This is a genomic window from Streptosporangium sp. NBC_01755 (assembly GCF_035917995.1).
Lineage (GTDB): Bacteria > Actinomycetota > Actinomycetes > Streptosporangiales > Streptosporangiaceae > Streptosporangium.
In genome coordinates, this window is the sequence record NZ_CP109131.1 from 7,727,639 (window position 1) to 7,750,984 (window position 23,346).

Sequence of the window (23,346 nt, forward strand, 5' to 3'; positions counted from 1 at the left end):
CGGGCAGGCGAACGATCAGCCGAAACTCGTGCCGTACAGCGTGGCCAGGTCTGCGCCGGTGGTGGCCATCCGCTCACGCAGCTCGGGCGGCTCCAGCACCTCGATGTCGGCCCCCAGGCGCAGCAGCAGCCAGTGGGCGTGCCCGATGGACTCGGTCGGCAGGCGCAGCAGCACCCAGCCGAGCTCGTCGGGCGGGCCCGCCGCGGCGAGCGCGGCCTCGGCGACCTCGGCGCCGACCGTGTGACGCAGCATCCCCTCGGTGCCGGGCGCCATCCGCACCAGCGCCTCGCCGGTGTACATCCGCTCGCGGAAGCCGGCCGTGTAACGCTGCCAGAAGGCGGGCAGGTCGAAGCCGGCGGGGCGCTCGAAACGCCCGGCCAGGAGTTCGGCACTCACGATCCGCGCCACCTTGTAGGTACGCGGCTCCCCCTCACCGGCGACGGCCACCATGTACCACGCTCCCCCCTTGAGGACCAGGCCGTACGGGTGTGCCAGGCGTTCGACGTCGCGGGGACCCCAGCGGCGGTAGGTCATGCGCAACGGGCGCTGCTCCCACACCGCCTCGGCGACCTCGCCCAGGAAAGGGACCGCGTCGGCGTCGCGATACCAGCCGGGCACGTCCAGGTGGAAGCGCTCGCGCATCCTGGCGGCGTGAAAGCGCGGCTCGGGGGGCAGTGCGGCGAGCATCTTCAACTCGGCGTTCGCCGCGACCTCGGCCAGCCCCAGTTCGGCGGCGGGGCCGGGCAGCGCCGCCAGGAACAGCGAGGATGCCTCCTCGGCGGTCAGGCCGTTAAGGCGGGTACGGTAGCCGTCCAGCAGGCGATATCCACCGGCGGGCCCTCGGTCGGCGTAGACCGGCACCCCGGCCGACGACAGCGCCTCCACATCGCGGTAGACCGTGCGGACGGAGACCTCCAGTTCCCTGGCCAGTTCGGTGGCCGTCAGCTGCCCCCGCGTCTGCAGGAGCAGCAGGAGGGAGAGCAGACGACTCGCGCGCATGGCGGCCATTGTTCCGCACGTTTGCCAACCTCACACACCACATGTTCAAATGAACACATGGAAGGTAACAATCGCATTCGCGCGATCATGTCGGCACTGCGCGCCAGCGACGTCGTCTCCGTCGCGGAACTTGCGGTCGAGCACGCGGTCTCGGAGATGACCATCCGCCGCGACCTCGACGAGCTCGCCCAGCAGGGCGTGGTCAGGCGGATCCGCGGCGGCGCGGTGAGCCTGCTGCTGCGCGGAGAGGAACCACCCTTCGTGGTACGCGAACGCGAGGCGACGGAGGCCAAGCGGCGGATCGCGGGCGAGGTCGCTGCCCTGCTCGCCGACGGCGAGGCCGTGCTGCTCGACAGCGGCACCACCTCCCTGGAGATCGCCCGCGCGATCCGTGACCGCCGCCTGACGGTCCTGCCGCTCTGCCTGCAGGTGACCACCGAGCTCAGCACCGCCGCCCGGATCCGCCTGGTGCTGCCCGGCGGGGAGGTCCGCCCCGGCGAGCTGAGCTTCACCGGCCCACTGACCGAGAGCACCATCCGCTCCCTGCGCTTCGACACCGCGGTCATCGGCTGCTGCGGCCTGTCCGCCGAACACGGCCTCACCGCTCACGACCTGTCCGACGTCGCCGTCAAGCAGGCGGCGATCGCCTCGGCCCGGCGCGTGATCGCGGCCACCGACTCCGGCAAGTTCACCCGCACCGCGTTCGGCGCGGTCTGCCCGCTGGACCGCCTCGACATGGTCGTCACCGACACCGCACTCCCCACCGCCGAGCACGACGCCATGGTCGCGGCGGGCGTCACCGTCCGCACCGTCTGACCGAAGCCCCTGCTCGGCGCCCGCGCCGATGGCTCCCGGCTCGTCCACACCCTCTGATCCGCGCCACCCGACTGGAGCCCTCCCCCATGCACGTCACCCCTCTCGACCGGGCCGCGCTGCTGCGCGGCCGGGTGGCGATCTACCTGCTCTTCCTGCTCTCCGGCATGGCCATCGGCACCTGGACGGCACGCATCCCGTCGATCAAACAGGGGCTGGGGCTGAGCGAGGGCGAGCTCAGCATCGCGCTGCTCGGCATCGCCGCCGGGGCGATCGCCGGCATGCAGGTGGTCGGCCGCCTGATCGACCGCTACGGCAGTGTCAAGGTGATGCTGCCGATGGCCTTCGCCCAGAGCGTCGCGCTGATCCTGCCCGCCTACATGCCGAACCTGGTCGGCCTGGCCGCCGCACTGTTCGCCTTCGGTGCGGTGCACGGCACCCTGGACGTCGCGATGAACGCGGGCGCCGTCGAGGTCGAGCAGGCCACGGGCCGGCCGATCATGTCATCCTTCCACGCGGTGTTCAGTATCGGCGGGTTCCTCGGCGCCACCTCCGGCGGGCTGCTCGCCCAGGCTTCGTTCAGCCCGGGAGCGACGTTCATCGCGGTCGCCGTGGTAATCGCCGCGTTCGCGCTCTGGGCGGCCCGCTGGGCGCTCACCCTGACCGCACAGGCCATCCCCTCGGGGACGGGACCGGCGCCCGGCGGGGGTGGAGGCGTGATGCTGCTGGGTGTTCTGGCCTTCTGCTGCATGATCGGAGAAGGGGCCGCGGCCGACTGGAGTTCGGTCTACCTGAGCGAGAGCCTTGGCAGTTCCGACGGGTTCGCCGCCGCCGCCTACGCCGCCTTCTCGGTCATGATGACCGCCGGCCGACTTGCCGGCGACAGGCTGGCCGCCCGGCTGGGGCCGGTGAACCTGGTGCGCGCGTGCGGCGCGCTGGCCGCCGCCGGGCTCGGCCTGGCCCTGCTGGCCGACCACCAGGTCGCCGCGGTGATCGGTTTCGGCTGCTTCGGGGCGGGCCTGTCCTGCATCGTCCCCCAGGTCTTCTCCGCGGCCGGTCGCCGCGCCCCGGCCCGCGCAGGACAGGCGCTGGCCCGGGTGTCGAGCCTGGGATACGCGGGATTCCTCACCGGCCCCGTGCTGATCGGTGGCGCCGCCGAGCTGGTGGGTCTGCCCCGCGCGCTGGCCATCCCCGCCTTGCTGGCCCTTTTCGTCGCTCTGGCCGCGAAGGCACTCAGAACCACGCCCTTTACAAAGTAGATCACCTCGCACACGATCCTGGCGCCGCCCAAGAACCCGAGCGGAAGCAGTGGCTGATTCGCCCACGGCATCAAGCGACTGCCGGTGCGCACATCCCCTGAACGAGGTCGACGCCGGAGCACCGGCTCAGCGTGCGCCGGCTAGTTGCAGGGCGAAGTCGCCGTACTGGTAGACGAGCCGATCCTCGGTCAGCTCACCGTCCTCGCGATACCAGACCGAGACGCCCATGCCGAGGTCGAGGATCGCGTACGAGGTCAGCTTGACCGACGCGACCTGAAAACGCCCTGCCTCGACCCCTTCGGCGATGATCTTCCGGAACCCGCGCTCGTACCGCGTACGTCGTTCCAGCACCTCGGTGTCGTGCGGGTCTTCGAGGCTCCGGATCTCGCGGGTGCCCACGAACGCCTCCAGGCGGTGCCTTGCGTGGAAGCGCACGTGTGCCTCGGCGGCCCGCCGCAGGCGTTCGGCCACGTCGTCGCACCCTGAGATCGCGGCGCGATGGTTGGCCAGCAGCGTGTCCATCGTCGCGGTCATGATCTGGACGAGCAGCTCCTGCTTGGATCCGACGTGCTTGTACAGGCTCGGCCCGCGGATTCCGATGGCCGCCCCGATGTCGGCCATCGTCGTCGCCTGATACCCGCGTTCGGCGAACAGCGCCAGCGCCGCCGCCTTGATGTCTGCGGCCCGCCCCGTCATGACTACCACCTCGTCCTATCTGGCTAATTGATCGTAGCCGAGTTCGGGTCGCGAAAAACGCTGTTCAGAGGACCTCTTGACCTCACAGGATCAGCTGTCTAAGAATGAGGCTAATACTCATTAGCCAATGATAGGGGGATCCGATGCCTGTTGATTTGTCGCATGAGCCACGCGTGGCCGAACTGGCCGAGCGAACGGCACAGTTCGTGCGTGAGGTCGTGGTGCCCGAGGAGGAGCGCTTCGGCGGCGTCGCGGCGGCCGGCGGTGACGCGATGCGCACCCGGTTGCAGAGCGCGGCCAAGCAGGCCGGCCTGTTCGCACCGCACGTGTCGCCCGAGTACGGCGGGCACGGCCTGGACATGCGGGGCCGCGCGGCGGTCTTCGAGGAGACGGGCTGGTCGCTGTTCGGGCCACTCGCGCTGAACATCGCCGCCCCCGACGAGGGCAACATGCACCTCCTGGAGGCTGTGGCGAGCCCGGCGCAGAAGGAGACCTACCTGCGCCCGCTGGCCCAGGGCGAGATCCGGTCCTGCTTCGCCATGACCGAGCCGGCTCCGGGCGCGGGCTCGGACCCGGCCGCGCTGAGCACGATGGCGCGCCGGGTCGTCGGCGGCTGGCGGATCGACGGGCGCAAGTGGTTCATCACCGGCGCCGACGGCGCGGCCTTCGCCATCTGCATGGCCCGCACCTCCGGTGACCCCGGCGACCGCGGCGGCGCGACCATGTTCCTGGTGGACGCCGCCAACCCCGGAATGAAGATCGTCCGCCACATCGACACCCTGGACGAGAGCATGTACGGCGGGCACTGCGAGGTGGTGTTCGACAACTGCGTCGTGCCCGACGAGGCCGTGCTCGGCGAGGTGGACAAGGGCTACGACTACGCCCAGGTACGGCTCGGCCCGGCGCGGATGACGCACTGCATGCGCTGGCTCGGCATAGCGCGGCGGGCCCAGGAGATCGCGCTCGCCCGCGCCTCGGAGCGTCGGCTGTTCGGCTCCAGGCTGGGCGACCTCGGCATGGTGCAGGGCATGATCGCCGACTCCGAGATCGACCTCGCCGCGGCCAGGGCGCTGACGCTGCAGGCCTGCTGGGAGCTGGACAACGGCGGCTCCGGCGCGCAGTCCACCGGGATCGCCAAGGCCTTCACGGCCGAGGCCGTCTGGCGGGTCGTGGACCGTTCGGTGCAGATCTGCGGCGCGCTCGGCATCTCCGGTGACGTGCTGCTGGGGCGTTTCCTGCGCGAGATCCGCCCCTTCCGGATCTACGACGGCCCCACGGAAACCCACCGCTGGGCCATCGCCCGCCGCGCGCTGCGCCGCGCCGCCGGGTCCGCGCGATGACCGGATCCCTGCCGGGGCTGGACCTTCCGGCCCTGCAGCAGTACTTCGACCTGCACGTCCCGGAGGCGTCCGGCCCGATCAGCGCCGACCTGGTGCACGGCGGCCGCTCCAACCTCACCTACCGGCTGAGCGACGGCCGCACCTCCTGGGTGCTGCGCCGCCCGCCGCTCGGCGGCCTGACCCCTTCGGCGCACGACGTGGCCCGCGAGTACCGCGTGGTCGCCGCCCTGTACGGCAGCGGCGTCCCGGTCGCCCGCGCCGTGGCGTTGTGCGAGGACCCGTCGGTCCTGGGATGCGCGTTCTCGCTCGTGGAGTACGTGTCAGGCGCGGTCGTCCGAAGCCGCGAGGACCTCGACCGGTACGGCCCCGCCGAGCTGGCCCGCTGCGCGCACGGGCTGATCGAGGTGCTCGCCGCTCTGCACGCTGTGCCGTACGGCGACGTTGGCCTGTCTGGTTTCGGGCGTCCGGAGGGGTTCCTGGCGCGGCAGGTCGGCAGGTGGTCCGACCAGTGGCAGCGGGTGGCCACCCGTGAGCTGCGCGACATCGACGCGCTGCGCGGCAGGCTGGCCGAGACGACGCCCGCCACCGGTGGGGCCGCCGTCGTGCACGGCGACTTCCGCATCGACAACGCCATCTTCGCCGACGACGACCTCGGCACGATGCGCGCGCTCGTCGACTGGGAGATGGCCACGCTCGGCGACCCGCTGACCGATCTGGCGCTGCATCTGGTCTACCGCGATCCCGCGTTCGAGCCGGTGCTCGCCGGGTCGGCCGCCTCCACGAGCGAGCGGCTGCCCGCACCCGAGGACCTGGCCGAGCGGTACGCCCGAGTCTCGGGTCGTGATCTTGGCCGGCTCGACTTCTATCTCGCCCTGGGCTATTTCAAGATCGCCGTGATCGCCGAAGGCATCTACGCCCGGCACCGGCAGGGCCTGACCGTGGGGGAAGGCTTCGACACCGTGGGAGCGGCGGTCCCGCAGCTGGCCGCGGCCGGGCTGCGCGCCCTGAACAGGAAGACGGCAACAGCATGAACACACGCCCCTCGGCACTGGTCACCGGCGCCTCCCGCGGCATCGGCCTGGTCATCGCCGAACCGGCCCTCAGCCTCACCCGGCTGTCCGCCCGCACCGTCGTCCCCGAAGTGGTCATCACCCGCGCCGGAGAGAACCCCCACCGCGCCTGACGACAGAAGAGCGCGCGGTCCCCGACATCGGCACCGATGGCGGCACTCCCCTGCCCTCGCCCCCCGGGGGCGCGGCTCAGGTCACCCGGAGCCAGACGGCGGCGTCGGAGGGGAGCCTGTCACCCTCCAGCGGGCCGCTGGCCAGCAGGACCGACTCGTGCTCCGGCAGGGACACCGGCTCCGAGCCGAGGTTGACCACGCAGATCAGGCCCGACTCCCGGCGGAAGGCCAGCACCCCCTCCCCCGCCTCCAGCCAGGCCAGCGTGCCGTCACCGAGCAGCTCACGGCGAAGGTGCAACCCGGTGCGGTAGAGGGTGAACATGGACGCCGGGTCCGCGGCCTGCACCTCGGCCGTCAGCGCCTTCCACTCCGGCGGCTGCGGCAGCCACGGCTGCCCCGCGCCGAACCCGAACGGCGGCTCGTCACCCGACCACGGCAGCGGCACCCGGCAGCCGTCGCGGCCGGGGTCGGTGTGGTCGGAACGGACCCAGATCGGGTCCTGGCGCAGCTCGTCCGGCAGGTCCTCCACCTCCGGCAGCCCCAGCTCCTCGCCCTGATAGACGTAGAGCCCGCCGGGAAGCGCCATCGCCAGCAGAGCGGCCGCACGGGCCCGCCGCTCGCCCAGCACCGGATCCGACGGCATGCCGTGCTTGCGGTCGGCGTGGTCGAAGGAGGTGTCGGCCCTGCCGTACTTGGTCACCGGGCGGGTCACGTCGTGGTTGGACAGTACCCAGGTGGGGGGCGCGCCCAGCGGGATGTGCGTGGCCAGGGTCTCCTCGATCGACCGGCGCAGCGCGTCGGCGTCCCAGGTGCACGCCAGGAAGTCGAAGTTGAAAGCGGTGTGCATCTCGTCGGGGCGCAGGTAGAGCGCGAAGCGCTCCTGGTCGGGCAGCCACACCTCGCCGATCAGGATCCGGTCGTCGTACTCCTCGGCCACCTGGCGCCAGCCTCGGTAGATGTCGTGTACGCCGTCGAGGTCCGTGTATGCCTCCTGTCCTCCCCCGCCGTCCATGTCCTTGACCAGCAGGGCGGCCGAGTCGACCCGGATGCCGTCCACACCCCGGTCGAACCAGAAGCGCAGCACGTCGTGGAACTCCTCGACGACCTCGGGGTTGGCCCAGTTGAAATCGGGCTGCTCGGGGGCGAACAGGTGCAGGTACCACTGGCCGTCGGCGACCCGGGTCCACGCGGAGCCGCCGAAGATCGACTGCCAGTCGTTGGGTGGCAGCTCACCGCCCGCTCCCCTTCCCTCACGGAACAGGAAGCGGTCGCGCTCGGGCGATCCGGGACCGGCCTCCAGCGCGCGCACGAACCACTTCTGCTGGTCGGAGCCATGGTTGGGGACGATGTCGGTGATCGTCTTGATACCCAGGGCATGCGCCTCGGCGATGAACTCCTCCGCCTCGGCGAGCGTGCCGAACGATGGCTCTATGTCACGGTAGTCGGCCACGTCGTATCCACCGTCGGCCATCGGCGACGGGTACCAGGGGTTGAGCCAGATCGCGCCGACGCCCAGGTCGGAGAGGTATGGCAGGCGCGCGCGAAGTCCCGCGAGGTCGCCGATCCCGTCGCCGTCGCCGTCGGCGAAGCTCCGGAGATAGACCTGGTAGATCGCGGCTCCCCGCCACCATGCTTCGGGGTCCGGGGTCGCTCCCGGGAAGGTGCTGCCGGACATGCTGGAACAACTCCTTGCGGTTGAAGTGGATAACGAGGTCAGCCCTTGAGACTGCCGGCGGTGAGGCCGGCCATGATGCTGCGCTGGAAGATGAAGAAGACCACCATGGTCGGGATGCTCGCGATCACCAATGAGGCGATCAGCACGTTCTGCGGCATCTGCGCCGAGAGCGAGGCGATGCCCACGCTGATCGTCATCTTCTCCCCGTCAGGCAGCACGAGCAGCGGCCAGACGAAATCCTTCCAGACGTTGACCACCGAGAGGATGGACACCACTCCGAGGATCGGCCGGGAGACGGGAAGCACGATCGACCACAGGATGCGGGCGGGAGAGGCGCCGTCGATCTGGGCGGCCTCCAGCAACTCCCGGGGGATCGAGTCGAAGAAACGCTTGAGCAGGAAGATGAAGAACCCGTTGGCCGCCGCGGGCAACCAGATCACCCACGGGGTGTTCAGCAGGTCCCAGCCGAAGATCGGCATGTCCTTGACCGTCAGGTAGGCGGGCAGCAGGATGACCATCGGCGGGATCATGAGTGTGGCCAGCATCAGCGCCAGGACCACGTTGCCCAGCACGGGCCGCAGCTTGGACAGCGCGTAGGCGGCCGAGACGTCGATGGCCAGCGTGAACAGCCAGGCGCCGCCGGCGTAGACGACGGTGTTGGTGAGGAAGAGCCCCAGGTCGAGCTGGTCCCACGCCTCGGCGTACACCCCGAAGTCGAAGGAGGTGGGAAAGAAGCTCGGCGGGATCTGGGCGAGCTCCTCGGGGGTCTTCAGCGCGCCGGTGACCATCCAGTAGAGCGGGAACACGAACGCGGCGGTGAAGGCCACCACCACCAGGGTCAGCGTGATCCGGTAGATCAGCCGCCCGCGCGGGGTGTTGAGCGTGTGCGGGGAGACCAGGCTGCGAAACTCCCTGGGCGCCTCCTTGGCCGCGCGCGGCCGCCTGCCCCTTCCTCCGGAGCCGCGCTTCGGAGGAAGGGCGGGAGCCGGGCGAGGTGATTGGACTGCGAGGTTCGACATCGGCTCGGCTGCCTCCTTAGCTCTGGTCGTCCCGCGACAGGCGCAGGTAGAAGGCGGAGAACACCATCAGCACGACCATGAGCATCAGCCCGAGCGCGCCTCCGGCGCCGAAGTCACCGAAGTTGAAGGCGTACTGGTACATGAGGTAGGCGACGGTGAGCGTCGCGTTCTCCGGGCCGCCGCCGGTGAGCAGGTACGGCTCGATGAAGACCTGCATGGTCGCCACGATCTGCAGCAGCAGCATCACCAGCAGGATCAGCCTGGTCTGCGGGATCGTGACGTGCCAGACCCTCTTGAAGATCCCGGCACCGTCCAGTTCGGCGGCCTCGTACAGCTCGCTCGGGATGCTCTGCAGCGCGGCGAGGTAGATCAGCGTGCCGGTTCCCAGGTTCATCCAGGTGGAGACGATCACGAGGGAGATCAGCGCGGTGTCGGTGGAGTCGAGCCAGCTCAGGGCCGGCAGGTGCGCCAGATCCAGGATCTGGTTGAACAGTCCGGCGCCCGGGTCGTAGAACCACTTGAACAGCAGCACCCCGACGGCCGGCGGCAGCATCACCGGGAGGTAGACGATGAACCGCAGGTAGGCCCGCGCGTGTCGCAGCTCGTTGAGGACGATCGCCGCCACGAAGGGGATGACGTAGCCGAACACGAGCGCAAGACCGGTGAAGGCGAGGGTGTTGAGCCACGCGTCGGCGAACGCCGAGTCCTCCGTCACCGTGCGGAAGTTCTCCAGGCCGACCCAGGTCGGATCGTCGACGAAGTTCGTCTGCTGGAAGCTGAGCAGTACCTCCCGCACCATGGGGTACCAGGAGAAGAAGGCGAAGCAGATCAGCGCCGCGCAGAGGAACCCGTAGGCGGTCAGGTTGCGTCGCAGCCCGCGCCGGAACGCTCCCGGCCCCCGCCTCCGTGAGCCTTTCACGGTCATTGTGGTCATCGGTCGACTCCCGATTTCGACATGAGTGTCGGGGTGCCGGCCCGTCGGGCCGGCACCCCGGGTGTCAGAAGGTCAGCTCGACTTCGCGAGAACCTTGTTGGCCTTGGCCTCGGCGTCGGCCAGGAGCTTGTCGATGTCGGCGTCCTGCCTGGTCAGCACCGCCGACATGGGCACGTCGAGGATCGCGTAGAGCTCCTGGGACTTGGGCGGCTCAAGCTTGTTCTGGATGGTCGCCGATCCCTCCACGAAGGGTGTGAAGTTCTCCACCGGCACCGTGGCGTTCGTCTTGCGCAGTTCGGTGATCTCCTTGCCGGGCGCGGTGTCGCCGTACAGGTCGGGGATCGGCAGGCCGACCGGGCGGCCCTGCTGCTTGCTGCGCGCGTAGTCGAACTGGCCCTGGCCCGGGGTCAGCTCGTGAAACTCCAGCCACAGCATGGCGGCCTTGATCTTCTCGGGCGTGGCCTTGGGGTTGATCATGTATCCGTCGCCGCCGTTGAGCGAGGCCCTGGCCTCGGGCAGGGCGGTGACCCCGTAGTTCTCGAACTTGCCCTTGAAGTCGTTGTTGACCGTCTGGACGACATCCGGGGCGCCGATCATCATGCCGAGCTTGCCGCCGCCCATCATCCTCATCAGGTCCTCCCACTGGAGGAGCTGCTTGGTACCCATGCTGTTGTCGGTCCAGCGCATGGTCTTGAGGTTCTCCAGGACGGCCTTGCCCTCCGGGCTGTTGAACGCCGCGGTCTTGCCGTCGGGGGTGACCATCTCGCCGCCACGCCCGTAGAGGGAGGCGGCGAAGTGCCAGCCGCCGGTGTTGCCGGCACTGTACTCACCGAATCCAACATATCCGGCACCGAGCCCGGAGATCTTCTTCGCGGCCTCACGCACCTCGGCCCAGGTCTTGGGCGGCGCGGCGGGGTCGAGACCCGCCTCGGTGAACAGCTTGCGGTTGTAGACCAGGCCCATGGAGTAGTTGTTCCTGGGAAGGCCGTAGACCTTGTCGCCTTCCTTGAAGATGCTCATGACGTCGGGCCGCAGGTCGCCCAGCTTGGTGACACTGCCGACGTACGGGCTGATGTCGGCCGCCTGGCCCGCCGTGATGATCTTCTTTACATCGGTGTAGTAGACGTAGAAGACGTCCTCCATCGTGCCGCCGGCCAGCTTCGCCTGGAAGGTGTCCGGGTTGATGCAGGGGAAGGCGTCCTTGCTGTCGATCGTGATGTTCGGATGCAGTTTCCGGAACGCGGCGACGTCCTCGTCCCAGGCGGTTCGCTCCAGCGGGTTGCTCTTCGGCGGCTGGCAGCCGACGGAGATCGTGACCGGAGCATCGGCCCCAGCGGCGCTCGGACTGGTTTCGGCGGCCTTGGATCCGCTGTCGTCGTTGCCGCACCCGGCGGCGGTGAGCGCGATGGCTGCGGCGAGCAGCATCGAGAGCTTGGGAGATTTCATCCGAGGCACTCCTTGGCGGGTCGGTTGCGAGAAACATATAGAGACGCGCAGGAAGTAGCAAGAGGCCGTCAATTCAGATGCAAAAAAATGACAGCGATCGGCCGGCCATCTCGCCGCAACACCCCGTCGTGAGCGAACAACCGCTATGACCTGCGGATATACAGTGGTGACACGGAATGGAGTCATCCGCATGCAAGAAGATGCTTGATGACGTCATTTTCCTGTCGGAACTTTCAGCAAGCGGTTGCTGGGCGCCGCACCGCCCCAGGGGGCCCAACGGAGCCCGATACGCCTCCCGCCGCGGTGTCCCCGGTTCGCCCCCGGGTGGGACCCCGCCCTGATCGCCTGCGCAAGGCGGCCGGGCACATCGAGCGTCTCGGCCAAAAGGGCTGATCCGCCGGCACAACCGGGGCGTGACCGCCGCGGGAAAATCCGGGCGGATGGTTGGGCCGGATGAGAGCGGGCAAGGGCGAAGAGTTCAACTCCCGATACCGACAAGGAGTAGCAATGCTCACATTGACGGACATCGCAGCCCAGGTAATCCGGGATCTCAGCTCACAGGTGACGGACTCTCCCGATACCGGGGTCCGCATCTCGTCCCAGAGCGACGGCACCGGATCGCTCATGCTCTCGATCGCCGAACACCCCGAGTCCGCCGACAGGGTGGTGGAGTCGGCAGGCGCACGGATCTTCCTCGACCCGCAGGTCGTGGACATGCTGGACGACAAGTCACTGGACGCCGACGTCGACGAGGGTGGCGGCGTCGCGTTTCTCGTCACCGAACAGCCTCACTGACCATCCGCCGTGAAACCGGCACGCGTGCCGGCCCCCATGGGGGCCGGCACGTTCACGCGCTTGAGAGCCGGGGACCGCGGCCCCTTTCTCACCGTCCCTGTGGACGCACCGTTCCCCGGGGAGGGTGCCCGACCTCCCCGGGGAACGGTGCGGTCCCGGGGGCAGGGTCGCGGTCAGGGGCGCCGGTCAGTACGGCCAGGTCCAGTCGCGGATCTCGGCGGGGTCCTCGCCGTACTCACGGGTGTAGGCGCGAGCGCTCAGCCGGCGGTCCATCATGTGCTGACGCAGATGCGCCGACCGCTCCGCCAGCCCGGGAACCCGGTCGATGACATCCATGACCAGGTGGAAACGGTCGATGTCGTTGAGCATGGCCATGTCGAACGGGGTGGTGGTGGTCCCCTCCTCCTTGTAGCCGCGCACATGGATGTTGTCATGGCCGTGGCGCCGGTAGGTCAGCCGGTGGATCAGCCACGGATAGCCGTGAAAATTGAAGACGACCGGCTTGTCGGCGGTGAAGAGCGTGTCGAACTCCGCGTCCGACATGCCGTGCGGATGCTCGCTCGGCGGTTGCAGCCGCATCAGGTCCACCACGTTGACCACCCGCACCTTCAGCTCGGGCAGGTACTCGCGCACCAGGGCCGCCGCCGCCAGCGTCTCCAGCGTGGGCACGTCCCCCGCGCACGCCAGCACCACGTCCGGCTCGGTGCCGGCATCGCTGCCGGCCCACTCCAGGATGCCCAGGCCCCGGGTGCAGTGCGCGATCGCCTTGTCCATCGGCAGCAGGTCCAGCACCGGCTGCTTACCCGCCACGATCACGTTGACGTAGTCACGCGAGCGCAGGCAGTGATCCGCCGTCGACAGCAGCGTGTTGGCGTCCGGCGGCAGGTAGACCCGCACCACCTCGGCCTTCTTGTTCATCACCACATCCAGGAATCCCGGATCCTGATGACTGAAACCGTTGTGATCCTGACGCCACACATGCGATGACAGCAGGTAGTTCAACGACGCGATCGGCCGCCGCCAGTGAATCTTACGGCAGGCCTCCAGCCATTTGGCGTGCTGGTTGAACATCGCGTCGACGATATGGATGAATGCCTCGTAGCAGTTGAAAAGCCCATGACGGCCGGTCAGCAGGTACCCCTCCAGCCAGCCCTGGCACAGGTGCTCGCTGAGCACCTCCATCACCCGCCCGCCCCTGGCGAGGTTCTCGTCGGTGGGCAGGATCTCGGCGTCCCAGGCCCGGTCGGTGACCTCGAAGACCGCCGACAGCCGGTTGGACGCCGTCTCGTCGGGACCCATCAACCGGAAGTTGTCGGGGTTGGCGGCGATCACGTCACGCAGGAACGTCCCCAGCACCCGGGTGGGCTCCGTCGACACGCGAGCGGGAGCCTTCACCTCGACCGCGTAGTCGCGGAAGTCGGGCAGCTCCAGCGGCCGCAGCAGCTCACCGCCGTTGGCGTGCGGATTGGCGCTCATCCGCAGCGGCCCCTCGGGGACCGTCTCCAGGACCTCCGCCACCGGGTGGCCCCGGCCGTCGAACAACTCCTCCGGCCGGTAGGAGCGCATCCACTCCTCCAGCATCGCCAGATGCTCGGGACTGTCACGCACCCTGGTCAACGGCACCTGATGCGCCCGCCATGTCCCCTCCACCGGCAGGCCGTCGACCTCGCGCGGCCCCGTCCACCCCTTCGGCGTCCGCAGGACGATCATCGGCAGGCGGTCGGCCCGTCCCTGCCGGTAGTCGGCGATCTGGTCGAACACCCGCTCCAGGGTCTCGGCCATCAGCATGTGCATGACCTCGGGGTCGTCGCCGGAGACGAAGTGCGGCCGGTAGCCGTACCCCTCCATCAGCTTGACCAGTTCCTCCTCGGGGATCCGGGCCAGCACGGTCGGGTTGGCGATCTTGTAACCGTTCAGGTGCAGGATCGGCAGCACCACCCCGTCGCAGGCGGGGTCGAGGAACTTGTTGGAGTGCCAGCTGCCCGCCAGCGGCCCGGTCTCGGCCTCGCCGTCACCGATGACACAGGCCACCACCAGGTCCGGGTTGTCGAACGCGGCTCCGTAGGCATGGGCCAGGGCATAGCCCAGCTCACCGCCCTCGTGGATCGACCCCGGTGTCTCGGGCGCGACGTGGCTGGGTATGCCGCCGGGAAAGGAGAACTGCCGGAACAGCCGCTGCATCCCCCGAGCATCCTGCCCCACATCCGGATATTTCTCGGTATAGGAGCCCTCCAGCCAGGCATGCGCCACCGCCGCGGGACCGCCGTGGCCGGGACCGACGACGTAGATCATGTCCTGGTCGCGTTCGGTGATGATCCGGTTGAGGTGGGCGAAGCAGAAGTTCAGCCCCGGCGTGGTCCCCCAGTGCCCCAGCAGCCTGGGCTTGACGTGCTCGGGTCGCAACGGCTCGGTCAGCAGCGGGTTTGCCAGCAGATAGATCTGACCGACGGACAGGTAGTTGGCGGCGCGCCAGTAGGCGTCGACGTGCGCGAGTGCGTCCATACATCGACAATTCCTCCGCTGAGGCATTCCAATCTCGATGCGGCGGACGCGTTCACCCGTGCGACAAGGACGGGCGGAAGGGCACCCGCGCCGGGCGGCCGCGAGGTGGGCCCCTCGCACCACCGTGATCACCTGTTCCTCCTGCCCCATTACCGTATTGGGATGGAATGTACGAAGATCTCCAGAGTGAGAATCGCCATCATCGGCGGAGGTCTCGGCGGGCTGGCCGCTGCCCTGCTGCTGCGGCAGGCCGGTGTCGAGGCAGTCGTGTACGAGCAGACCGCCGAGCTGCGTGAGGTCGGCGCCGGGATCGTGGTGGGCCCCAACATGGTCCGCCCCCTGGCGCGGGCCGGGCTCGGCGAGCGACTGGCGTCCTTCGCCGTACCACTGGAGGCCGGCTGGGAGTTCCGGCGCTGGCAGGACGGCCGGGTGCTGTTCTCCCAGCCGATGGGCGAGGAGTGCCGGCGGATGTACGGCACCGACTGCTACGTCGCGCACCGGGCCGACCTGCTGGAGATGCTGCTGGAGGCGCTGCCCTCGGACACGGTCAGGGCCGACCGGCGGCTGGAGACCCTGCGCCAGGACGGCTCCGAGGTCGAACTGGTCTTCACCGACAGCCGGGGCGAGAAGACGACGGTGACCGCCGACGGGGTGATCGGCGCGGACGGCATCCACTCGGCGGTACGGCCCACGGTCGTCGAGGAGGCGCCGCCGCGTTTCTCCGGGCTGTGCGCCTACCGGTGCCTGGTCGAGGCCGAGCAGGCACCGGAGCTGGCGCTGCGCCGGGTGCAGACGCTCTGGCTGGGCCCGGGCCGTCACTTCGTCCACTACCCCATCAGGGACAGAAAGCTGATCAACATCGTCGCGATCGTGCCCGCCGGCGAGTGGCGTGTCGAGTCGTGGACCGCTGAGGGGCGTATCGGAGACCTGGCGCGCGAGTTCGAGACCTGGGACCCTCGGCTGAGGCAACTGGTCGCCTCGGCCACCGAGACCAGGCGCTGGGCCCTGTACGACCGCAGCCCCCTGGATCGCTGGACATCCGGGCGGGTGGCCCTGCTGGGTGACGCCGCCCACGCGATGCTGCCCTTCTTCGGCCAGGGAGCCGCCCAGGCGGTCGAGGACGCGGTGGTCCTCGCGAGCTGCCTGCGCGACGCCACCCGCGAGACGGTGGCACAGGCGCTGGTCCGCTACGAGGAGATCCGCCGGCCCCGGGCCTCGCAGGTTCAGCTGATGAGCCGTGGCCGCGAGGTACAGAACCACCTGCCCGACGGGCCCGCCCAGCTGGAGCGCGACGCGGCCTTCGCCGGCGGCGACCCGCTCCGGCAGAACGCCTGGCTCTACGGCCACGACCCCGAGACGACCATGGCAGGCTGAACGACCCGGCCGGGCGGCCGGGCTCCCGCCTGCCCGGGGCGGGAGCCCGGCGGCGCGGCGGTCACCGCACCTCGCGCACCCCGCCCAGGAACCTGTGGGCGATCATCACGAGGGCGAGGAAGAACTCCTTGATCTTGATGTTCGTCCAGCCGGGAAACAAAATAACGGGGCAGTCGGCGGGCGGGGCGGATTCCCCTTCGCGGCGCTCAGCGGCGCGCCCGGCCGTTCACGGTCCGGCCGTGACATCATCCCGGCACTCGGCGGACGTCCTCGACCGCGGCCCTCCCTCGGCGACACCGGTGAGCAGGTCACGGGCGTGCATGATGGCGGCGGGGGTGTCGGAAAAGATCAGGCCATCGCGACGCAGATGGTCGGCCACACCGAGCGCGGCCAGAACCTGATCGTGACCGGGCCGGATGCCGGACAGCAGCACGACGATGCCGCGGTGTTCCAGATCGGTGATCACCTCCCCCAACACCCGCGCCCCGGTGGCGTCGAGAGTGGAGACACGGGACATGCGCAGGATCACCACGCGCGTGTCGGCGACCTCCGACAGCTCCAGCAGGAAACGGTGGGCGGCGGCGAACACCAGCGGCCCGTCGAACCGGTAGGCGACGATGTGCTCCCGCAGGAGCCGGTACTCCTCCTCGCTGTGGTCACCGCTCTCCAACGGCACCCGCTGCACCTGCGCGTTCCTGACGATGGCGCGCAGCGCCAGGACGATCGCCGTGCCAATGCCGACGGCGACCGCGGTCACCAGGTCCACGACGACCGTGACGACGAAGGTGAGCAGCATGACGAGCCCGTCACCACGTGTCGCGCGGGCGATGGCGCGCAGCGAGCCGACCTCGATCATCCGCACCGTCGTGGCCAGCAGCACACCGGCCAGCGCCGCCAGCGGGATGTGCCCGACGACTCCGGACGCGGCGAACACGATCACCGCCAGCACCACCGCGTGGGTGAGCGCGGCAAGGCGGGAACGGGCGCCCGAACGGACGTTGACCGCGGTGCGGGCGATGGCGGCGGTGGCCGGGATGCCGCCGAACAGCGGCGCGGCCAGGTTGGCGATGCCCTGGCCGAAAAGCTCGCGGTCGGGGTGGTGTCTCTCGTTGACGCTCATCCCGTCGGCCACGGAGGCGCACAGCAGGCTTTCCAGGGCCGCCAGCGCGGCGACGGCCAGCGCCGAGGGAAGCAGCGCGGCTATCGCGCCGGTGTCGAGGAAGCCCAGCGAGGGGGCCGGCAGGCCGGCGGGAAGCGCTCCGATGCGGGCGACATCAAGGCCGGCGAAGGCGGTGACCATGGTCGCCAGCGCCACACCGATCAGCGAGAAGGGCAGGCCGGGCCGTAGGCGGGCGCCGACCAGCATAAGGGCGGCCACCGCCACTGCCATCACCACGGGCACCGGGTCGGGGGCGGCGGCGAAACGGGCGACGGCCTCGGCGGCCACCCGCCAGACCTGCTCCCCCTCCACTCCCGAGACCCCGAGGGCGGCGGGCACCTGCTGCAGCGCGATCACCACCGCGATCCCGGCGGTGAACCCCTCGATGACCGAGGTGGGGATGAACTGAACGTAGCGGCCGACCCTGGCCACGGCGAGCCCGACCAGCACCACCCCGGCCAGCAGCCCGACCATCAGCACACCGCGTGCGCCGAACTGGTGCACGATCGGCACCAGCACCACGGTCATCGCGCCGGTCGGCCCGGAGACCTGCAGGTTGCTCCCGCCGAAAACCGCCGCGAGCGTCCCGGCGACGATCGCGGTGACCAGACCCGCCTGTGCCCCCATCCCCGAACTGACCCCGAAGGCCAGCGCGAGGGGCAGCGCCACGACCGCCACGGTCAGCCCGGCCAGCAGATCCCGTCGCGGATCACGGCGCGCGGGCGCCCAGTCGGCGCGAGTGGGCAGCAGACCCGACAGGCGGGCCCACCACCGTCCAGCGGCGGTGGACGTGCTCACCCGCGAGCCTCGGCGCGCAGCTCGGCGAGCAGCTCACCCTGCCCGGCGAGCAGTTCGGTGAGGATCGATCGCGCCGCGAACATCAGGGTGGCCACGTCCGGGGTGGACAGCGCGTACACGACGGTGGCGCCGTCCCGGGTGGCGGTCACGAGCCCGGCGCGGCGCAGCACCGCCAGCTGCTGGGAGAGGTTGGACGCCTCGACATCGATGGCACTCAGCAGATCCCGCACCGGCAGGGGGCTGTCCTGCAGCAGCTCCAGCACCCGGACGCGGACCGGATGGCCGAGGGTGCGAAAGAGCTCGGCCTTGGCCTGGTGCAGTGGCACCGGCATGATCATGCGGCCCCGACGGCTGGCCCGCCATCGGAGTGTCGTACCTCGACGCCGTGCCGGTCGGCGATGCGCAGCAGGTTCTCCAGCCTTCCGGACAGGACCTCGACCCCGTGATCGTCGGAAGCCTGGCGCATGAGCTCCAACTCGCCGTCGACATCCGCTATGCGCGCTCTTAACTCCGCCGCGAACTCGCTCACGCCCCCACCTCCTGTGGACCAGGTCAATCCTCCGGCGTCCGGTTTACCGGTACACCCTTCCTGATGATGTGCCAAATTGCATAATTCTTCAAATCGTAATGACGTTGGCTATGATGGCCGGAGCCGTTTTCCACAGGTCTCCGGCCGGTTCGAGCCCGATCAATGACGGATCGACCGCGAAGCGGGATACTTGGTACGGCTACCGCGGGCTGACCTGCGGCGTCAGAGCGCGCCAGCCGGCGATGCGACAGTGACGAGAGGCCGAGCACGGCCTGCGTGAGGGAGTACAGCCAATGGGACGGGGCCGAGCCAAGGCGAAGCAGACGAAGGTTGCTCGCGAGCTGAAGTACAGCAGCCACAGCATGGATCTTGACCGGTTGCGTAAGGAGTTGGGCGCCGGTGACGATCCCGCGCCGGAGAGCGAGGCCGACGACCCTGTCGGCGAGCCGACAGGCAGGTAGGACTGGTTGCGCGGGTTTCGCTGATCGAGGGAACGGCCCGTGCCCCCGAGCACGACGGCGAATCCCGCGCAACATCCTGCAACATCATTGAGGCGGCCGGCCAGAGCTGCTTACCGTCACGGTTGTGCGATGCCGCCAGACGGCGGGTCACATCCCCGTACGGCGCGTCGACGGAGAGCTCTGGCGGGTTTCACCTCATCGAGACGGTGACCGGCCGCCCTTCCCCCCGGACACCGGGATCCGCCAGTTCACACGCCGTGGCCCCGGGAAGAATCACCGGCTCCCGCGAGGTCACGCCTCGCCGAGGCGGAAAGTCTCCCTGGGCCACGGCCACCACCCATCACATGCGCCGGAGAGGCCTTGACGAACCGCTACGGGGCCCAGTTCGGGCCCGACATCACCTTCCTCGGCGTCGAACGGTGCTCGCTGGAAGAGCCCGCGAGCTACGCGGGCGCCGACATCGTGATCGTTGGGGCGCCGTTCGACGGCGGCACCTCGCACCGGCCGGGAGCGCGCTTCGGGCCACAGGCGATCCGGATGACCGACTACCTGCCGCACGACGGGGCGCGCCCCAGCCTGGCACTGCGCACCGACGGGCTGCGCGACCTGCGCGTCCTGGACGCCGGTGACGTCGAGATGCCGCCCGGCGACATCCTGGCCGCGCTGGCCGCGCTGGAGGCCGCCGTCGAGAAGGTGGCCCGGGCCGGAGCCATCCCGGTGATCCTGGGCGGTGACCACTCGATCGCCTTCCCCGATGCCAAGGGCGTGGCCAACGTCCTCGGGCACGGCCGGATCTCGATGATCCACTTCGATGCCCACGCCGACACCGGCGACATCGAGTTCGGCTCGCTGTGGGGGCACGGGCAACCGATGCGCAGGCTCATCGAGTCGGGGGCGCTGCGCGGCGACCGGTTCCTGCAGATCGGCCTGCGCGGCTACTGGCCGCCGCCGGAGACGCTGGACTGGATGGCGGAGCGCTCGATGCGCTCGTACGAGATGACCGAGATCGTGCACCGCGGCCTGACGGAGTGCCTCACCGAGGCCTTCGCCATCGCGACCGACGAGTGCGACGGTGTCTTCCTGTCCGTCGACATCGACGTGTGCGACCCGGGTCACGCGCCGGGCACCGGGACGCCCGAGCCCGGCGGCATCACCGCGCGCCAGCTCCTCGACTCCGTACGGCGCATCTGCCTGGAGCTGCCGGTCGTCGGAGTCGACGTGGTGGAGGTCAGCCCGCCCTACGACCACGCGGACATCACCGCCGCGCTGGCCAACCGCGTGGTTCTCGAGGCGTTGAGCGCGATCGCCCGGCGGCGGCGCGACGCCCGGGACGGTACGGCGTGGAACCCGCTGCTCCCCCTGCTCGCCGACCGCCCGGACCGCTGAGAGGTCTACCTGGTTCTCGGGCGGTTGCCCCACCTGGGCTTGCGGAACAGGTCGCGCCGCTCCAGCAGGTAGACGAGCTTCGAGGCCGCGAGCCTGACGGCCTCCTCGTGCCGGTGACGCTTCTGCGGGACGGCGGCGCTCCAGCGCTCCAGCAGGAGGGCGATCTCCTCGGCGAGTTCGCCGATCACCCGGTAGCGGGTGCTGAAGGCGTAGAGGTCCCCGTGCACCGCGTTCACCGGACCCTCCTCGACCCGGTGGGCGAGCGGCCTGACCCTGCTGAGGATCCCGGCCTCCATCGCCGGGGTGACCGGTGCCCTGCGGGCGTCGCCCTCCGGCACCATGATGAGGGCCCGGACCCGCGCGACGGCCAGGACACGCTCGGCCTGCGGGGTCGCGGGGTGCTCGGCGAGGTCCAGGAGGCGGCGGAGGGTCTCCTGTGTCTTGTCGTCGAACATGGAAACCCACTCCGCCTTCGCGTCCGGTGTTTTCGCCGGACCGGGAGGTCGGGTCTCGACGTCGGCACCCGCGCATACCGCGCATGTGCGATCACATGCTATTCGACCCGATGGGCATGGGCGGATCCTGGTGTGCCCCCGGTCACCCGAGGTGACCTCGTACTCTCGCACGCCGTGCCCGCCCCGGCCACCGGTCGATACTAAAGGACGCGAGGCCGGGTTTCATCCCTTTTGTCGAATACGGTATTCAACAGCCCTGCAACCCTGCTTTTTATGCAAATAGCCTCACTTCTCAGTTTTTCTGCGAATACAGTCCAGCTCTATCGGACGGCGCCCCCCTTCGCGGAAGGGCGGAGGAGAGTGGACGGGGTGGCTCACGGCCATGGATCCGATCGGTGACGATCTGCTCAGAATCATCAGGCCCGAGATCGGGTACCGGGAGGGGCCCGGCCGGCACAGCAAGTTCGGTGAGTGGTACGCGGCCAACGTGGTTCAGGACCCGCAGTACGAAACGGCCCCCTGGTGTGCGATGTTCATCGCCTGGGCCGCGGAGAGGGCCGGCGTGCCGGAGTACGTCGGGCAGTTCGCCTGGACCCCGTCGCAGGCCCGCTGGTTCGAGACGAACGGCGCCTGGTCACGGACACCCGAGCCGGGTGCCCTGGTCTTCTTCGACTGGTCGGGCGGCAAGGACATCAAGGGGATCGACCACGTCGGTGTCGTCGAGAGCGTCGAGGGTGGAACGATCCACACCATCGAGGGGAACGTCGACCGGGTCTGGCTGAAACGCAAGACACGCGACCAGAGCAAGGTCGTGGGCTACGGCCTGCCGCGCAAGGTCAAGGAGAACCTGACGGGCGCCGCGTCGGACACGGACGGCAGCACCCCGCAGACGGTCGGCCGGATCGAGGTCCGCCCGGCACCCGCCCCGGGCTCCACGGCCCTGGCCGATACCTCCGCCATGTCTCCCGTCTCCGTGGAGACCGCCATGGTCGCGGGGCTGCTGACCTTCGTCCTCGGCACGTCGTTCGTCCTGTCCCGGCTGCGCCCCCGCGTCTCGGCGGGACGGCACCGCATGAGGAGCGGGCGGCAGGAACCTCGGCGGCGGGCGGAGCGATCAACCGGCGGAGCGCCCCCGGCCGAGGCCGCACTCTCCCCGGCCGGGGCATCCAAGGCCGAGATCGCGCTCTCCCCGGCCGGGGCATCCAAGGCCGAGATCGCGCTCTCCCCGGCCATGGCGTCCAAGGCCGAGGCCGCACTCTCCCTGACCGGGGCATCCGAGCGAGACAGGACGGGCAGACCGGACACCACTCCCCACAACTACGAGACGCTCCGGGTGAGCAGGCCGGGCTGGGCGCACGAGCCGTACCGCGCGGAGCGCGCCGGCCGCCCACGGTCCGTCATCGGACGCACCCCCGAGACCTCCGCCCCCGAGACCTCCGCCCCCGAGACGGAGGCGTGCCGGGCCGCGTGACTCCCCGGCGGGCACAGACTCACGGGTTGATTAATAAGGTTAGGCAAAGCTAAGTTACTGGGAACGGCATCTCCCAGTAAAGGCGGCATGATGACAGCGGGCGGCGAGCAGACCCTGGAGCGCACGGCGGAGGTTCCGGTCTATCGAGGCCACCACGTGGAGGTTCTGCGGACGGCGCGGCTCAGCCCGAGCTTCGTCCGGGTCACCTTCGGCGGCGAGGACCTGGCGGGCTTCGCCGACAAGGGCTTCGACCAGCGGATCAAGGTGATCCTCCCGCTGCCGGACGGCAGCCTCACCCCCCTGGGCGACGGGGACGACTGGTACCGGCGGTGGCGCGCGCTCCCGCAGGAGCTGCGCAACCCGATCCGCACCTACACCGCACGAGCCGTCCGGCCGGAGCGGCGCGAGATCGACGTCGACTTCGTCCTGCACGGCGAGACCGGCCCCGCCTCCCGGTGGGCGACCCATGTGACCCCCGGCGACCGGGCCGTGGTGGTCGGCCCCAACGCCGCCTACCCCGGCCCCATCGGCGGCCAGGAGTGGGCACCGCCCGCCGGGGCGTCCCACCTGCTGCTGGCCGGGGACGAGACGGCCGTGCCCGCCATCGCCACGATCGCCGAGTCGCTCTCCGGCTCCGTGCCCGCCACCGTGCTGCTGGAGGTCCCCGAGGCCGCCGACGCGCTCACCCTCGATGTCCGGCCGGGTGTGCGGGTCACCTGGCTGCCCCGCGAGGGTGCCCGCCACGGCGACCTGCTCATCCCCGCCGTCCGCGACGCCCTGAGCGCGCTCGTCGCCCCGGCGGGCACCGTCCCCGACGCCGCCCCGCTGGAGGACGTCGACGTCGACGCGGAGATCCTCTGGGAGGTCCCGGACTCCTCCGCGGGCGACGGCCTGTACGCCTGGCTGGCAGGCGAGGCGGGGATGGTCAAGCTGCTCCGCCGCCAACTGGTACGGGAGGCGGGAATCGACCGCTCCGCGGTGGCCTTCATGGGCTACTGGCGGCTGGGACGGGCGGAGAGCGCCTGAGTCCGCCGGTAAAGGCCCCCGGTGAC

General features: G+C 69.9%; 22 protein-coding genes. 11 read left to right on the top strand and 11 right to left on the bottom strand.

All coding sequences use genetic code 11. The features are described from left to right. Window positions 1-15: 15 nt before the first annotated feature. A complete protein-coding gene (locus OG884_RS35475) occupies window positions 16-999 on the bottom strand; it encodes a helix-turn-helix transcriptional regulator (protein ID WP_326640181.1) in 984 nt (327 codons plus the stop codon). Between the two features lie 57 nt (window positions 1,000-1,056). Between OG884_RS35475 and OG884_RS35480 the strand changes: the two genes are divergently transcribed. Together OG884_RS35480 and OG884_RS35485 are read left to right on the top strand one after the other, a co-directional pair. Next, window positions 1,057-1,815, top strand: coding sequence for a DeoR/GlpR family DNA-binding transcription regulator (locus OG884_RS35480; protein WP_326640182.1), 759 nt, complete (start codon window positions 1,057-1,059; stop codon window positions 1,813-1,815). Between the two features lie 86 nt (window positions 1,816-1,901). Then, entirely contained in the window at window positions 1,902-3,071 is a 1,170-nt protein-coding gene (locus OG884_RS35485) for an MFS transporter (RefSeq protein WP_326640183.1), read from the top strand. A gap of 126 nt (window positions 3,072-3,197) precedes the next feature. Here the strand turns inward: OG884_RS35485 and OG884_RS35490 are convergent, their stop codons facing one another. After that, a complete protein-coding gene (locus OG884_RS35490; RefSeq protein ID WP_326640184.1) occupies window positions 3,198-3,767 on the bottom strand; it encodes a TetR/AcrR family transcriptional regulator in 570 nt (189 codons plus the stop codon). A gap of 143 nt (window positions 3,768-3,910) precedes the next feature. Between OG884_RS35490 and OG884_RS35495 the strand changes: the two genes are divergently transcribed. From OG884_RS35495 to OG884_RS35505, 3 genes are read left to right on the top strand one after another with little or no spacing between them, the layout of a single operon-like run. Continuing rightward, complete coding sequence (locus OG884_RS35495; RefSeq protein WP_326640186.1) at window positions 3,911-5,107, top strand: acyl-CoA dehydrogenase family protein; 1,197 nt, start codon at window positions 3,911-3,913, stop codon at window positions 5,105-5,107. Continuing rightward, window positions 5,104-6,138, top strand: a complete 1,035-nt coding sequence (locus OG884_RS35500; RefSeq protein ID WP_326640188.1) for a phosphotransferase family protein — start codon at window positions 5,104-5,106, stop codon at window positions 6,136-6,138. Before OG884_RS35495 ends, OG884_RS35500 begins: the two co-directional genes overlap by 4 nt. Then, entirely contained in the window at window positions 6,135-6,290 is a 156-nt protein-coding gene (locus tag OG884_RS35505) for a hypothetical protein (RefSeq protein ID WP_326640190.1), read from the top strand. Before OG884_RS35500 ends, OG884_RS35505 begins: the two co-directional genes overlap by 4 nt. 76 nt (window positions 6,291-6,366) lie before the next feature. Here OG884_RS35505 and OG884_RS35510 read toward each other — a convergent pair whose 3' ends face one another. From OG884_RS35510 to OG884_RS35525, 4 genes are all read right to left on the bottom strand, one after another. After that, a complete protein-coding gene (locus tag OG884_RS35510; protein ID WP_326640192.1) occupies window positions 6,367-7,965 on the bottom strand; it encodes a glycoside hydrolase family 13 protein in 1,599 nt (532 codons plus the stop codon). Between the two features lie 38 nt (window positions 7,966-8,003). Beyond that, window positions 8,004-8,984 (bottom strand): carbohydrate ABC transporter permease, encoded by a 981-nt coding sequence (locus OG884_RS35515; RefSeq protein WP_326640194.1) that lies wholly within the window; start codon window positions 8,982-8,984, stop codon window positions 8,004-8,006. A gap of 16 nt (window positions 8,985-9,000) precedes the next feature. Continuing rightward, entirely contained in the window at window positions 9,001-9,918 is a 918-nt protein-coding gene (locus OG884_RS35520) for a carbohydrate ABC transporter permease (RefSeq protein ID WP_326640196.1), read from the bottom strand. 72 nt (window positions 9,919-9,990) lie between these two features. After that, entirely contained in the window at window positions 9,991-11,364 is a 1,374-nt protein-coding gene (locus OG884_RS35525; RefSeq protein WP_326640198.1) for an ABC transporter substrate-binding protein, read from the bottom strand. A 507-nt stretch (window positions 11,365-11,871) separates the two neighbouring features. Here OG884_RS35525 and OG884_RS35530 point away from each other — a divergent pair. After that, entirely contained in the window at window positions 11,872-12,159 is a 288-nt protein-coding gene (locus OG884_RS35530) for a Fe-S cluster assembly protein HesB (RefSeq protein WP_326640200.1), read from the top strand. 186 nt (window positions 12,160-12,345) lie between these two features. Here OG884_RS35530 and OG884_RS35535 read toward each other — a convergent pair whose 3' ends face one another. Further along, on the bottom strand, window positions 12,346-14,661 hold the full coding sequence (locus tag OG884_RS35535) for a phosphoketolase family protein (protein WP_326640201.1): 2,316 nt from the start codon (window positions 14,659-14,661) through the stop codon (window positions 12,346-12,348). Between the two features lie 186 nt (window positions 14,662-14,847). Here OG884_RS35535 and OG884_RS35540 point away from each other — a divergent pair, with 186 nt between their 5' ends. Continuing rightward, complete coding sequence (locus OG884_RS35540) at window positions 14,848-16,035, top strand: FAD-dependent monooxygenase (protein WP_326640203.1); 1,188 nt, start codon at window positions 14,848-14,850, stop codon at window positions 16,033-16,035. A 226-nt stretch (window positions 16,036-16,261) separates the two neighbouring features. Here OG884_RS35540 and OG884_RS35545 read toward each other — a convergent pair whose 3' ends face one another. From OG884_RS35545 to OG884_RS35555, 3 genes are read right to left on the bottom strand one after another with little or no spacing between them, the layout of a single operon-like run. Next, the gene (locus OG884_RS35545; protein ID WP_326640205.1) at window positions 16,262-17,992 is read right to left on the bottom strand and encodes a SulP family inorganic anion transporter; all 1,731 of its coding nucleotides are present in this window, start codon (window positions 17,990-17,992) and stop codon (window positions 16,262-16,264) included. Further along, a complete protein-coding gene (locus tag OG884_RS35550; RefSeq protein WP_326640207.1) occupies window positions 17,989-18,324 on the bottom strand; it encodes an ArsR/SmtB family transcription factor in 336 nt (111 codons plus the stop codon). Before OG884_RS35550 ends, OG884_RS35545 begins: the two co-directional genes overlap by 4 nt. 2 nt (window positions 18,325-18,326) lie before the next feature. Next, complete coding sequence (locus OG884_RS35555; protein ID WP_326640210.1) at window positions 18,327-18,521, bottom strand: hypothetical protein; 195 nt, start codon at window positions 18,519-18,521, stop codon at window positions 18,327-18,329. Between the two features lie 293 nt (window positions 18,522-18,814). On the opposite strand from OG884_RS35555, the gene OG884_RS35560 reads away from it, so the two are divergent. Together OG884_RS35560 and speB are read left to right on the top strand one after the other, a co-directional pair. Continuing rightward, a complete protein-coding gene (locus OG884_RS35560; protein WP_326640212.1) occupies window positions 18,815-18,982 on the top strand; it encodes a DUF3073 domain-containing protein in 168 nt (55 codons plus the stop codon). 360 nt (window positions 18,983-19,342) lie between these two features. Then, window positions 19,343-20,368, top strand: coding sequence for an agmatinase (gene speB, locus OG884_RS35565; RefSeq protein WP_326640213.1), 1,026 nt, complete (start codon window positions 19,343-19,345; stop codon window positions 20,366-20,368). 5 nt (window positions 20,369-20,373) lie between these two features. Here the strand turns inward: speB and OG884_RS35570 are convergent, their stop codons facing one another. Next, window positions 20,374-20,823, bottom strand: a complete 450-nt coding sequence (locus OG884_RS35570) for a hypothetical protein (protein WP_326640215.1) — start codon at window positions 20,821-20,823, stop codon at window positions 20,374-20,376. Window positions 20,824-21,205: 382 nt separating this feature from the next. Here OG884_RS35570 and OG884_RS35575 point away from each other — a divergent pair, with 382 nt between their 5' ends. Next, window positions 21,206-22,294: a CHAP domain-containing protein gene (locus OG884_RS35575; RefSeq protein WP_326640217.1), complete on the top strand. Its 1,089-nt coding sequence runs from the start codon at window positions 21,206-21,208 to the stop codon at window positions 22,292-22,294. Window positions 22,295-22,381: 87 nt separating this feature from the next. Further along, a complete protein-coding gene (locus OG884_RS35580) occupies window positions 22,382-23,320 on the top strand; it encodes a siderophore-interacting protein (protein WP_326640219.1) in 939 nt (312 codons plus the stop codon). Window positions 23,321-23,346: the final 26 nt, after the last annotated feature.